15 protein-coding genes and 1 tRNA gene are annotated in these 12632 nt (G+C 61.7%); 15 read left to right on the top strand and 1 reads right to left on the bottom strand.

Annotated elements, in window-relative coordinates:
• Positions 1 to 19 precede the first annotated feature (19 nt).
• Complete coding sequence (locus SJY08_RS05265) at positions 20 to 763, bottom strand: SIMPL domain-containing protein (protein ID WP_377274922.1); 744 nt, start codon at positions 761 to 763, stop codon at positions 20 to 22.
• 192 nt (positions 764 to 955) lie between these two features.
• On the opposite strand from SJY08_RS05265, the gene SJY08_RS05260 reads away from it, so the two are divergent.
• From SJY08_RS05260 to SJY08_RS05190, 15 genes are all read left to right on the top strand, one after another.
• Positions 956 to 1031: transfer RNA gene (locus SJY08_RS05260), tRNA-Ile, on the top strand.
• A gap of 87 nt (positions 1032 to 1118) precedes the next feature.
• Positions 1119 to 1268, top strand: coding sequence for a DUF6538 domain-containing protein (locus tag SJY08_RS05255; protein WP_377278479.1), 150 nt, complete (start codon positions 1119 to 1121; stop codon positions 1266 to 1268).
• A 456-nt stretch (positions 1269 to 1724) separates the two neighbouring features.
• Positions 1725 to 2471, top strand: coding sequence for a phosphonate metabolism transcriptional regulator PhnF (gene phnF, locus SJY08_RS05250; protein ID WP_377274921.1), 747 nt, complete (start codon positions 1725 to 1727; stop codon positions 2469 to 2471).
• Positions 2468 to 2923 carry a phosphonate C-P lyase system protein PhnG gene (phnG, locus tag SJY08_RS05245; protein WP_377274920.1) on the top strand — a complete coding sequence of 152 codons (456 nt, stop codon included), beginning with the start codon at positions 2468 to 2470 and terminating at the stop codon, positions 2921 to 2923. The genes phnF and phnG overlap by 4 nt, the downstream gene beginning before the upstream one ends.
• Positions 2923 to 3480 (top strand): phosphonate C-P lyase system protein PhnH, encoded by a 558-nt coding sequence (gene phnH, locus SJY08_RS05240; RefSeq protein WP_377274919.1) that lies wholly within the window; start codon positions 2923 to 2925, stop codon positions 3478 to 3480. Before phnG ends, phnH begins: the two co-directional genes overlap by 1 nt.
• Positions 3480 to 4565, top strand: a complete 1086-nt coding sequence (locus SJY08_RS05235; protein WP_377274918.1) for a carbon-phosphorus lyase complex subunit PhnI — start codon at positions 3480 to 3482, stop codon at positions 4563 to 4565. The genes phnH and SJY08_RS05235 overlap by 1 nt, the downstream gene beginning before the upstream one ends.
• The gene (locus SJY08_RS05230; RefSeq protein WP_377274917.1) at positions 4562 to 5476 is read left to right on the top strand and encodes an alpha-D-ribose 1-methylphosphonate 5-phosphate C-P-lyase PhnJ; all 915 of its coding nucleotides are present in this window, start codon (positions 4562 to 4564) and stop codon (positions 5474 to 5476) included. The genes SJY08_RS05235 and SJY08_RS05230 overlap by 4 nt, the downstream gene beginning before the upstream one ends.
• Positions 5473 to 6288, top strand: coding sequence for an ATP-binding cassette domain-containing protein (locus tag SJY08_RS05225; protein ID WP_377274916.1), 816 nt, complete (start codon positions 5473 to 5475; stop codon positions 6286 to 6288). Before SJY08_RS05230 ends, SJY08_RS05225 begins: the two co-directional genes overlap by 4 nt.
• 7 nt (positions 6289 to 6295) lie before the next feature.
• Positions 6296 to 7003 carry a phosphonate C-P lyase system protein PhnL gene (locus SJY08_RS05220; RefSeq protein WP_377274915.1) on the top strand — a complete coding sequence of 236 codons (708 nt, stop codon included), beginning with the start codon at positions 6296 to 6298 and terminating at the stop codon, positions 7001 to 7003.
• Positions 6990 to 8159 carry an alpha-D-ribose 1-methylphosphonate 5-triphosphate diphosphatase gene (locus tag SJY08_RS05215; protein ID WP_377274914.1) on the top strand — a complete coding sequence of 390 codons (1170 nt, stop codon included), beginning with the start codon at positions 6990 to 6992 and terminating at the stop codon, positions 8157 to 8159. Before SJY08_RS05220 ends, SJY08_RS05215 begins: the two co-directional genes overlap by 14 nt.
• Before the next feature lie 179 nt (positions 8160 to 8338).
• The gene (phnC, locus tag SJY08_RS05210) at positions 8339 to 9145 is read left to right on the top strand and encodes a phosphonate ABC transporter ATP-binding protein (protein ID WP_069040994.1); all 807 of its coding nucleotides are present in this window, start codon (positions 8339 to 8341) and stop codon (positions 9143 to 9145) included.
• 21 nt (positions 9146 to 9166) lie between these two features.
• Positions 9167 to 10069, top strand: a complete 903-nt coding sequence (gene phnD, locus SJY08_RS05205; RefSeq protein WP_054151615.1) for a phosphonate ABC transporter substrate-binding protein — start codon at positions 9167 to 9169, stop codon at positions 10067 to 10069.
• 64 nt (positions 10070 to 10133) lie between these two features.
• Entirely contained in the window at positions 10134 to 11060 is a 927-nt protein-coding gene (phnE, locus tag SJY08_RS05200) for a phosphonate ABC transporter, permease protein PhnE (RefSeq protein ID WP_377274913.1), read from the top strand.
• Positions 11060 to 11920 (top strand): phosphonate ABC transporter, permease protein PhnE, encoded by an 861-nt coding sequence (gene phnE / locus SJY08_RS05195; RefSeq protein WP_377274912.1) that lies wholly within the window; start codon positions 11060 to 11062, stop codon positions 11918 to 11920. Before phnE (SJY08_RS05200) ends, phnE (SJY08_RS05195) begins: the two co-directional genes overlap by 1 nt.
• The gene (locus SJY08_RS05190) at positions 11917 to 12555 is read left to right on the top strand and encodes a DapH/DapD/GlmU-related protein (protein WP_377274911.1); all 639 of its coding nucleotides are present in this window, start codon (positions 11917 to 11919) and stop codon (positions 12553 to 12555) included. The genes phnE (SJY08_RS05195) and SJY08_RS05190 overlap by 4 nt, the downstream gene beginning before the upstream one ends.
• Positions 12556 to 12632: the final 77 nt, after the last annotated feature.

Here is a 12632-nt window from a genome sequence, read left to right as displayed (position 1 = left end):
CTCGCAACAGCGTTGGCGCTTACTGCTCGATCGCATAGGTGACGTTGACGGTCACCGTATAAAGGTTCTCGCCGGATGCGATCGGCACTGACTCGTCCGCCATCTTCGCCATCGGCGCTGCGGCATACATCTGCGGCATCGGTCGGGCGAAATTCTCCGAGATCTCAACGACACGGCCGAGTTTGACGCCGGCGGCCTCCGTCAGCGTCTTCGCCTTGGCGGCGGCCTTCTCGACCGCCTGCTTGCGCGCCACCTCGATCGCCGTCTCCGGATCATCATTGGTGAAGGTGATGCCGCCACCCTGGTTGACGCCGAGCTTTACCGACCGATCGATGATCTCACCGAGCTTGGCAAGGTCACGCACCCGAACGGTCAAACCGTTGCTGACGGTATAGCCGACGATCACGGGCGCCTCGTAGGTGCCATCGGTTCTGGTTTCCTGCTTGTATTTAGGCTGGATCGAGAAATCCGTGGTCTGCAGGTCCTTCTCGGCAATCCCTTGCGCCTTGAGATCTGCCAGCACCTCGCTCATGGCAGCACTATTGGCCGAGAGCGCCTCGCCAGCAGTCTCTGCGTCGCGAACGACGGAAAGCGAAATGACGGCCATATCGGGCGCGATCGCAGCCTCACCCTCACCCGAGACCATGATCGTCGCCTCGCGACGCTCGCCCTCGGCAGCCACGGCTTGGGCAACAAAGCCGGTCGAGAGAACCGAACCCGACAGAGCCGTGGCCATGACGAGCGCGCGTGTAATTTTCAGCATGGAATATGTCCTTTGTCCCGCAGTGCCGGCGGACCTCTTCGTCTCACCCGGCACAGATGCCCTTCCGACATCTGTGATGACGCGTGATTGTGAAGCCAATGCGGCAGAGGCTTGTCGCATACCTGAAATTGCGTTAGAGCCCGTGACCGGTGCGGGGTGACCATAACCCGCCCGACGGCATCACGCCGGGCTGGGCCTGTAGCTCAATGGTTAGAGCCGGCGGCTCATAACCGCTTGGTTGGGGGTTCGAGTCCCTCCGGGCCCACCATTTCGTTTAAAATCAATGCCTTAGATATTGGATTTCTTGGGGGAGACATCCAAGAGGAACATTTGTTTGTTCAATCCGTCCTATCTCGTGAAGTCGCGATGCGGTGTGTTCTATCTGCGTTGGCCACTACCAAAGCAGCTACATCCACAAAAAAAGGCATCGACACTCAAGCTTTCTCTACAGACCCGTGACCCACGAGAGGCACAGGAATTCGCCACACAATGGCTATGGACCTAAAACAACGAACGGCCCAATTGAGCATCGGCGGCATCACACCCGCACAGAAACTGAAAATGGCTGCGTGAATTCTACTGCAGAACCCCGTTAAAACGGGAGATTACCACTAACCATTTCGTAGTTTGCATAAATGAGACTGCAGCGACTGCAATTTGATGGTTAAACATTATCAAAAACGAAATTTCACACCAGAACCACCAACGGATTGTTTGCAAATAAAGCAATTTATGTTCTCCAGATATTATAGATGCGCATCTATACAGAATTCTCTGTTGGTGGAATTGCCATCTAGACGCTAAGATTCGCAGTCCGCCCTCCTCGCTCGTGCATGCAGCCGCACTGATCGTACCTCGCTAACCCAAACCCAATTTCCTGTCCTGAGCATCAAGGCCGCGTCATCGCCGCGTCATACGCGTACGCTATCCATGATTCATTCGAATGAATCATGGATAGCGCATGCAAAGAGACACTTGGCAAATCGTCAAAGACCATCTGGCCAGTGACATCGCCTCAGGCAAACTTGCTCCCGGCACGCGGCTGCCGACGGAGCCCGAGCTGTGCGAGGTCTTCGGCGTTGGCCGCCACTCTGTCCGGCGTGCAGTATCGGCGCTCGCGGTCGAGGGCAAGCTCAGGGTTGAACAGGGGCGCGGCACCTTCGTCGAGGCGACCCGGCTGATAAACTACCAGATCGGGCGCAGGACGCGTTTCCGCGAGAACCTGACCGGACAGGGTTACAAGCCCTCCGCCGAGCACCTCTCCTCAACAATCGTGCCGGCACCCGACCGTGTAGCGGAGGCGCTAAGGATCGCACGCGGGGCCGAGGTCCATCGGATCATGAGGCGGGGTCTGGCCGACGACATGCCGATCAATCTCGGCATCGCCTTTCATCCGATAGCGCTCTTTCCGGACCTAGGCGTGCGCCGTGAGGCCGGCGTTTCCGTGACCGAAATCTATCGTGACCACGGGGTCACCGACTATTTCCGCAAGAGCACCACCATCTTCACCCGCCGCGCCGAGCCGGAGGAATCCAGACTGCTGCGGCAACACCCAGATCATCCGGTCATGGTCGTCACAAAGATCGACGTCGATGCCAAGGGCACCGCGCTTGGTTACTCCGAGGCGGTCTGGGCAGGCGACCGCGTCCAGTTTTCTTTCGACAGTCTCGACGACCCCTTCGTGGGCGAGGAGGGCAAGGCCCCATGACAACACAGTTCCAGCATGCCAGTGCGCCGGGCGACGCCCACGCCCGCCGGCTCGAAACCCTTGCGCGCGCCAATACAGCCGCGCTGAAGGCCTTCGCGGAAGAGCTTCTTGCACCGCTCGGCGCGATCGACGTCATTCAGAGCCGCACAGGGCTCGCGATGCTGCCGATGCGCGACACGGTAAAGGGCACAGATTTTCATCTCGGCGAGGTGTTGGTGGCAGAGGCGCATATCCGGCTCCGGTCCAACGGCACTGAAGGCTATGGCATGATCGTTGGCCGCGACCTCGAGCGCGCCATGGCAATGGCGATCGTGGATGCAGCCGGATCGATCGAAACCCTCGCCGCGCGCATCAGTGACTTCGTGGAAGATGAGGCCCTGAAGATCATGGGCGCAGACACAGAGCGCCTTCGCGCGGTCGAGGCGACCCGTGTAGACATGGAGACCTTCTGATGGATGCCTCCGCCCTGATTGCTGTCCCCGTTCCAAACGACCTGGAGCGGCTTCACAATGCCACCTACGACGCCCTGATGTGGGCGCTCGCCCGCCCCGGCACTGTCCAGACACTGCCACAGCCGGGCCTGGAGGCCATCGTCGAAACGCTGATTGACCGCGAATGCCGGGTCTTTTCGGGCCACAAGACGCTCCTGCCGCTGATCGCCTCGACCGGAGCGGCGATTACCGGCGCACGCGACGCCGACCACGCCTTTATCGATCTGGAAACTGAGGCGGGCCTGCGCGATCTGGCCGTCGTGCCCGCGGGGTCGCATCTCTATCCCGATGATGGCGCCACCGTGTTTTCAAGGGCGAGAATTGGCGAGGGACAAGGGCTTCGCCTGCGTGGCCCCGGCATCGAAACTTATGAGGATATCCGCCTCGGCGGCCTCAGGCCTGATGTTTGGACGCTTCGCGCGACGCGTTGCCTCTACCCGACCGGGTTCGAACTCTTCTTCGTCGATGAAGACCGTGTTGTCGGTCTGCCACGCTCAACCACGGTGGAGGTGCTCTGATGGCCTATGTGGCAACTCGAGGCGGTGAACGCGCCATTGAACAGTCTGAAAGGCTTTACCGCGCCGAAATGGGGACGATTGACATGGAGCGCGTCGCGGACGTCCGCGAAAGCCTGCCTTACCTGATCGACCGCGTGATGGGCGAGGCCTCGCTCTACGACCGTGATCTGGCAGCACTTGCGCTCGCCCAGGCCGGCGGCGACCTTTACGAGGCGGTGCTCCTTCTGCGTGCCTGGCGCACCACCCAGCCGCGCCTTGCGATCGCCGAACCGGTGACGCAGGAAAGCCTTTTCACGCACCGCCGAATTTCCGCTGCCTTCAAGGATATTCCCGGCGGTCAGGTGCTCGGCCCGACGCTCGACTATTCACACCGATTGCTGGCGACCGGCGTGCTGGAAGGCCAGGCATTCGAGCCGACCCCGGTCGAACCTGCGGCAAAACCTGCGCCGGCACGCCAGCCGTCGCTTGCCGCCTGGCAAAAGGCGCAAGGGCTGGTCGCCGACGCCGCCGCCGACGAAGTCGCCCCTGACGACATTCCAGACCTCACCCGCGAGCCGCTTCTGTTTCCGGCCAAGCGTGCCCATACGCTGCAAAGCCTGGCTCGCGCCGACACCGGCGGTGTGCTGGCACTCGGCTATTCGGCGATGCGCGGCTATGGCAATGCGCATCCGACCGTCAACGAGCTGCGACTTGCAGAAGCGGAGGTGCGTGTGCGCCATCCGGCGGGCACGGTTTTCTCGGCTGGTCGCGTTCGCGTCTCGCAGGCGGAAGTCACGAGCAAAGGAAAAGGCGGCCAGCTTCAGCTCGGCTTCTGCGCGACACTCGGCTGGAACGAAATCAAGACCATCGCTGGCGCGACGCTGGATCTGAATTCGGCAGCGGCGGATCAGAATTCACCCGTCAACGAGGAATTCTTCCTCTACCACACCGAACCCGTGGAAGCCTCGGGCTTCTGCATCCATTTCAAGCTGCCGCACTACGTCACCTTCCAGTCTTCGCTCGACGCCCTGCGCGACGCAAAGAAGACGGCGCCCCCTGCCGATGACGCCACGAAAACCACCAAGCTCGTGAAGGAGCCGGCATGAGCCTTTCAGCACTCACAAAGCCATGGGAAGCCTTCAGCTACGGCTTCCTTGATGCCTCGGCCAAGCGCGAGCTGCGCCGCAAGATGCTGAAGGCGATAGCTGTGCCCGGCTGCCAGATGCCCTATGCCAGCCGCGAGGTGCCGATTGCGCGCGGCTGGGGCACCGGCGGCCTGCAAGTGACGCTGACCCTGATCAAGCCCTCCTCCGTGATCAAGGTGATCGACCAGGGCGCCGACGACAGCGTCAACGCCGCCTCGATCCGCCAATTCCTTTCGCGCGTATCCGGCGCCGGTGAGACCTGGGACACGCAGGAGGCAACGATCATTCAGAGCCGGCACCGTATCCCTGAGGAAAAATTGCGCGAGGATCAGATCCTCGTGCTGCAGGTGCCAAATCCCGAACCGCTGCGCCCGGTCGAGCCCAACATGTCGATCGCCCGCCAGATGCATGCCGACGCCGATTACGGCCGGCTGTGGCTGACGCTCTATGAGCAGATCGTGCGTTCGGGCCGCATCATGCAGGGCGCGGCCTATCCTTCGCTGGTCAACGGCCGCCATGTCATGACCCCCTCGCCGATCCCGCGCTGGGACGTGCCGAAGCTCGACATGGCAAGGCACCTGACCTTTCTCTCGGCTGGGCGCGAAAAGCGGCTCTACGCCGTGCCACCTTTCACGCGGGTCGAGCCGCTGGTCTTCTCCGACGTGCCCTACAAGGTCGAGGACCATTCCGCCCTCACCTGCCACCGCTCGGGCGTCAGCGGCTATTTCATGAACGAGATCCCACAGAACGACGGCGGCTCGCAATTCGAGCTGTCCGACAGCAATTTCGGCATCAAGGCGATCCGCCGCACCGAGGGGCTGAACGTGGAACAGGGCGAGACTTGGTACAAGAACGGAGAATTCCGCCCATGATCGGAGAACTTCTGGCTGAGCGGCTGCAGAACGCGCCGCAACTGATGACAACCCCACCGCTTCTGACAATTACCGACGTCAGCAAACGCTTCGGCAAGGTGGTCGCACTTCAGGACGTTTCCGCCACCGTCTATCCCGGCGAGGTACTCGGCATCGTCGGCGAAAGCGGCTCGGGCAAGTCCACGCTTCTGAGGATGATGAACCTTGAGGACACACCCGACAGCGGTGACTATCGCCTGGCCCTGCCGGAGCTCGACGGCAACCTGTTCGATCTCGACCGCTTCTCCCGCCGCATGCTTTGCGCGCGCCATATCGGCATCGTTTACCAGAACCCGCATCTCGGCCTGCTGATGGGTCATACCAGTTCCGGCAACGTGGCGGAGCGACTGTTAATCGCTGGCGAGCGGAGTTTCGCCGAACTGCGCTCAAAGGCACGAGAGGCGCTCGATGCCTCCGAGTTCCCGTTAGAGCGCATGGATACGCGGCCAATCGAACTGTCCGGCGGCATGCAGCAGCGCGTGCAGCTCGCCAAGGCAATTGCGCTCGAACCGGCACTGCTGCTGCTGGACGAGCCGACCACCGGCCTCGACGTCTCCGTTCAGGCGCTGGTGCTCGACACCTTGAAACGGCTGCAGCGGGACCGCGCGATCACCATGGTCATCGTCAGCCACGATCTCGGCGTGATCCGTACCATGGCAGACCGGGTCATGGTCATGCGGCGCGGTCGCGTGGTCGAGCAAGGCCTGGTCGACCAGATCTTTCAGGATCCGCAGCACGAATACACCCAGCAACTCGTTCACGCCAAATTGTGAGGCCGCCATGCAGCCCGTCCTGGAGGTGGAAGGCCTCTCGAAAACCTTCCACATGCACCATCTCGACCAGAACCTTCACGCATTTTCAGGCATAGGGTTTACGCTGAACCCCGGCGAGTTCCTGCTTTTGAGAGGGCCGAATGGCGTCGGCAAATCGACGCTTCTGCGCACCCTCTATCGCAGCTATCTGCCGCGCGCGGGGCATATCTGGTACCATACAGCCGAGGGCCGCATCGACCTTGCCAGGGCAGCCGATGTCGATATCGCGTTTCTGCGCCGGCGCGAGATCGGCTTCGTCACGCAATTCCTGATCGCCCGTCCGCGGGTTCCGGCCGAGGATATTGTCGCAGAACCCTTGCGCCAAGCGGGCATGCCGCGCGAGGAAGCGCTCGTCGAGGCACGGCGCTGGCTGGAGGCCTTCGGCGTCAAGCGCAATCTCTGGAAAGCCTTTCCCACCACCTTTTCCGGCGGCGAACAGCAGAAGGTGAACCTCGCCCGGGCGCTCATCCTGCCGCAGCGGCTGCTGCTGCTCGACGAGCCAACGGCCTCCCTCGATGCCGGCGCCCGAAAGGCGCTGGTCGACCGTCTCGCCGACCTCAAGGCGCAGGGTGTCGCCATGATCGGCGTCTTTCACCACCCGGGCGATGTAGCGGGTCTCATCGACCGGGAAATCGAACTTCAAGCCTTTGAGGAACTTGCCAATGTGGATCTCTGATTGCCGGGTGGTGCTGCTAGACCGCGTGCTGCCGAACGGTGCTGTGCGCATCGAAGACGGCATGATCGCCGAAATTTCGGAAAGACCTGTCGCCAATGCCGATATGTCGGCGCAAGGCCTGATCCTTATGCCGGGCTTCATCGACATGCACGGCGACATGGTGGAACGCGAGGTGGAACCACGGCCGAATGTGCGCATGCCGCTTGAGCTCGGTCTGCGCGATCTCGACCGCCGGCTTGCTGTTTCTGGCGTCACGACCGCCTATGCCGCGCTATCCTTCAGTCCTGCCTCGACCTACGGGCACCTGCGCAGCTACGAGCACACCAGCAGCGTCATCCGCGCGATCAAGACCATGCGCGGCAAGCTCCTGGTCGATCACAAAGTCCATGCCCGCTTCGAAATCACCTTCCCCAAGGCGCTCGCCGTGATCGAGGAGCTGATCGCCGAGGGTTCCGTAGATCTGATCTCGCTCAACGATCATACGCCGGGACAGGGGCAGTATCGCGATGTCGAGCGCCACATCGAAAAGCTCGCTCGCGAAAAGGGTATGAGCCTCGAAGAGGCCGCGCAGTCGATCGCGCGGCGCATCGAGGAACGCACCCAGCCGGCTGACGTAATGACGCATACGCTGGATGCGATCTCGAAGGCCTGCTACGCCCATGGTGTGGCGATCGCAAGCCATGACGACGACACCGTCGCCAAGGTTCAACTGATGCATTCGCTTGGTGTCCTGATCAGCGAGTTCCCGGTCACCATCGAGGCCGCCGCCGAGGCGAAGAGGCTCGGCCTGATGAACGCCATGGGCGCGCCAAACGCACTGCGCGGACAGTCTTACTCGGGCAATCTTTCGGCGCGCGACGCTCATGCCGCCGGACTGCTGGATATCCTGGCCGCCGATTATCATCCCTCGGCCATCCTGCCGGCGGTGCTGGAACTGGCAAAGACCGACAAGCACGGACTTTCCGGTGCCTGCCGGCTGGCGACGTCCAATCCAGCCCAGGCGCTCGGGCTTTCCGATCGCGGCGAGATCGCGGTCGGAAAAAAAGCAGACCTTCTTGTCGCCGACGATAATGGCATCGGCCATGTCCGCTGCGTCTTCCGGGGTGGCCGCAAAATCTATTCCGACGGTTCGCTCACCTTCGCTCAAGCGGCGTGAGATCGCTAAAGAACCTGTCGCAGTCTGACGGGCCGTGCATTGCACGGCCCGTTTCTCTTTCGCCCTTGTCTACAGGGCTTGGAGCGCCGCTGAGGCTGCTACAGAACTGTCGCAAATCCTCCAAATTAAATTCATTCGGATGATATGTCGCTGTCACAGAGGCGCTCCATGATCGCTTCATGGAAAAGAACACACTCTCCCTTCGCAAGCTCGGCCGCACCTTTGGCCAGACCAGAGCCGTCGGCGGTGTCAGTCTCGACATCGCCGCCGGAGAGTTCGTCGGTGTCATAGGCCGCTCTGGCGCCGGCAAGTCCACGCTGCTGCGCCTCATCAATCGGCTGATCGATCCAACCGACGGCAGCGTCCATTTTGGTGACCGCGAGATCACGTCGCTCAATGGACGGGCGCTGCGCCAGTGGCGACGTGAATGTGCGATGATCTTTCAGCAGTTCAACCTGATTGAGCGCCTTGACGTTTTGACCAACGTGCTGGTCGGCCGCATCTCGTCGCATGGTTTTGCGAGTTCCATGGCGATGCGTTTTTCCGACGCCGAACGGGCGCTGGCGATCCGCGCGCTCGACCGGCTCGATCTCGCGCCCCAGGCCCTTCAGCGCGCCGGCACGCTTTCAGGCGGACAGCAGCAGCGCGTCGCGATCGCCCGCGCCCTCCTGCAGGAGCCGCGCATCCTGCTTGCCGACGAACCCATCGCCAGCCTCGATCCCGGCAACGCCATGCGCGTCATGGAAGCGCTGCGCACCATCAACACCGAGGACGGCATCACCGTTATCGTCAACCTGCACACGCTCGACACCGCGCGTGCCTATTGCGACCGGATCATCGCCATGCGCTCCGGCATCGTCATGTTCGACGGCAGCGCCCGCAATCTTACCGACGATGTCGTTCGTGACATCTACGGCGGTTCCGGCCTCACCGAGTTCAACGAATCCATCACCTCGACCTCCATCCGGTCGGCGATTCCGGCCTGATCAACCTCTGGGAGAATACCAATGCGTCTCATCGCCGCCACAGCCCTCCTCACGCTTTCTTCCCTGCCGGCCATCGCTGCTGACTGGAAGTCCGACTACAAGGTCGTCCGCTTCGGCGTCCTGTCCGGCGAGAACGAGAAGGATCGCGTTGCTCGCTACAAGCCTTTCGAGGCCTATCTTGAAAAGACCCTCGGCATCGACGTCGAACTCTTCACCGCTGGCAATTACGACGGTGTCGTCCAGGCGCTCGCCGCTGACCAGATCGAATTCGCCTTCCTCGGCTCCTCCGCCTATGCTGCGGCCTATACCGAGACCGATGGCGGCATCGTTCCGCTCCTGACCGCGGTTCAGGAAGACGATTCCACCGGCTATTTCTCGGTCATCACGGTGCGCTGCGACAGCCCCTACAAGAAGATCGAGGACCTGAAGGGCAAGGTCCTGGCCTTCGCCGATCCGGATTCCACCAGCGGCTATGCTGTTCCGAACTACAACCTCGTGCAGCAGGGCTTCGAACCCTCGACCTATTTCTCGGCCACGCCCTTCTCCGGCAGCCACGAGGCCGGCGTTCAAGGCGTCGTCAACGGACAGTTCGATGCCGCCGCCACCTATATCAACAACGAGAAGAGCGGCATTCCGCAGCGCATGGTCACCAAGGGCATGATCAAGGAAGGCGAGGTCTGCAACATCTGGAAGTCGCCCGAGATTACTTCCGGTCCGTTCACCGCCCGTGCCAACCTGCCGGCTGAACTGATCGCCGACATGCAGGCCGCCGTAAAGGCTGTTCCGGAAGCCGATCCGGCAGCCCACAAGGAAATGACCGGCGCGGAAAACTCGACGGCCAAAGGCTATGTCGAGGTCGACCATGACCGCTACCAGTGGATCGTCGACATGCGCGCCTGGCTGAAGGCCCAGCGCAAGAGCTGATCCCACGCAAACGCAGATGGGGCGATCTCGATAGGGATCGCCCCTTTTTTTACAGGGAAACGCCATGACCTTCGCCCCTGCCGCATCCCCTTCCGAGGCGGTGCTGGATTTCGAACGCGCCTACGCCCGCCAGCGCGCCCGCGGCCGGCTTACCTTCCTCGTCGTGACGGCGGCGCTACTAATCGCCTTTGTTGTGACAGCCGATTTCTCCAATCTCCTGAAGGTCAGCCAGATCACGCTTTCTGACGGCAGCAGAGCCGAACGCTGGATCCTGCTCGCAGGCTTGCCACGGCTCGGCGAATATCTTGCCAAGACTATTCCTCAGCTGTCGTGGGAAACGCTTGGCGCAGATCTCGCTGCTTGGTTCTGGCGGTGGAAGGTCTGGGGCTGGCTCCTCCTCGAAACCGTGCTCATTGCCTTCATGGCAACCGCGCTTGGGGTCGCGGGCGGCTTCGTTATGTCCTTCCCGGCAGCGCGCAATCTCTCCCCCAGCAGGTGGCTGCTCTGGCTGTCGCGTCGCTATCTCGAGATAGCCCGCACGGTGCCGGAGCTGGTATTCGCGCTGATCTTCGTCTTCTGTTTCGGCGTCGGCCCGATGGCGGGCGTGCTGGCGATCGCGCTCCATACCTGCGGGGCACTCGGCAAGCTCTATTCGGAAGTTAACGAGAACATCGACATGCGCCCGCTGGAGGGCGTCAAATCGGCGGGCGGCAGCTGGGCTGACCAGATACGCTATGGCGCGGTGCCGCAGATCCTGCCGAACATCATCAGCTACACGCTGCTGCGTTTCGAGATCAATGTGCGTTCGTCCTCGATCATCGGCTATGTCGGCGCCGGCGGCCTGGGTCAGGAGCTTCGCACTGCCGTATCGTTGCAGGAATACACCGATTTGTCGGCGCTCTTCATCATCGTCTTCGTCACCGTCTTTGTGATCGATTGGGGCTCGGAAAAGCTGCGCCACCGGATCATCGGCATGGAAAGGATCCACTGATGACAACCGTTACCCGCGCGGAAATCTTGGCGCTGCGCCAGTCCATGCCGCTCGCCTTCCGTCCGTCCATGCAGACGCGGCTGAAGCGCTGGAGTTTGATGCTCGGCTTTACCGCGCTGTTTGCCTGGTGCCTCTATGATTTCGGCTTTACGCCGGAACGCATCGTCAACGGCCTTAGCCGCCTCGGCCGTGTTCTCTCGTTCATGTTCCCACCGCATATCTGGACGGAATGGGATCCGTTGAGCGACATCCTGACGGGCCTCGGCGAAACGCTGGCCATGGCCTTTCTCGGCACGCTACTCGGCGCCGTCTTCGCCTTTCCGCTTTCCTTTCTCGGCGCCAAGAACATCAACCGCTTCGCCTTCTTTCGCTTCGGCGTTCGGCGCGGTTTTGACATCATCCGCGCCTTCGAGACGCTGATCCTGGCGCTCGTCTTCATCCGCGCATTCGGCCTCGGCCCACTTCCCGGAGTGCTCGCGATCGCGGTGGGCGAAATAGGTGTTCTTGCCAAGCTCTACGCCGAGGCGATCGAGAACATCTCCAAGAAGCCCGTTGAGGGCGTTGTTGCCTCCGGAGGGTCTCGCTCCCAGGCCATCCGCTTCGGGATGCTGCCACAGGTCTGGCCGGTGCTTCTTTCAATCACCCTCTACAACTTCGAATCCAATGTCCGCTCAGGGACCATTCTCGGCATTGTCGGCGCCGGCGGCATCGGCTTCATCCTCTCCGACCGCATCGGCGCCTATCGATGGGACGAGGCCTGGTCGATCATCTTCCTGATCATCGCCATGGTCTATGTCATCGACGCCATCTCCGGCGCAATCCGCGAGCGGTTCATCGGCAAATGGGAACACGCGAAATGAAAATGCTGTCGGAAGCTCCGACCATCCATGAAACGGCGACGGTCGTCGGCTGCGAACTCGGCAAATGGACCGAGATCCAGGCCCATGTGAGCATGCGGGAAAGTCAGTTCGGTGACTATTCCTACATCGTCAAGGGCGGCAACGTTGTATGGTCGACGATTGGCAAGTTTTGCTCGATTGCCGAAGGCGCGCGCATCAATCCCGGCAACCACGCCACTTGGCGCGCAAGCCAGCACCACTTCACCTACCGAGCTGCACAATACGGGCTGGGCGAAGACGACACCGACTTCTTCCAGTGGCGCAAGGATCACTGGGTGACCATCGGCCACGACGTGTGGATCGGCCACGGCGTCACAGTACTTGCAGGCGTGACAATCGGCACCGGCGCAGTGATCGGCGCCGGTGCGGTCGTCTCGAAGGATGTCGAGCCTTACACGATCGTCGGCGGCGTTCCCGCAAGGCTCATCAAGCGGCGCTTCAGCGAAAAGCAGGCCGACGCACTGCTCGATATCGCTTGGTGGGACTGGCACCATGACACGCTGCGCGGCCGCCTGCCTGACATCCGTGCACTCGCGATCGACGCCTTCATCGAAAAGTATCGCCGGGACACGGCCTCCCCCATGGCATCGACTTGAACCAGGCGGCCCTCTGTTGCCCTGCCTCTTGGACTGCTGGTTGCGCCGCACTCGCATCTCCGCAAGGTGAGGCAATG

The sequence above is a fragment of the Rhizobium sp. R86522 genome (genome assembly GCF_042466255.1).
Lineage (GTDB): Bacteria > Pseudomonadota > Alphaproteobacteria > Rhizobiales > Rhizobiaceae > Allorhizobium.
The sequence above is the reverse complement of the archived record's forward strand: the minus strand, read 5'-3'. Positions and strand labels throughout refer to the sequence as shown.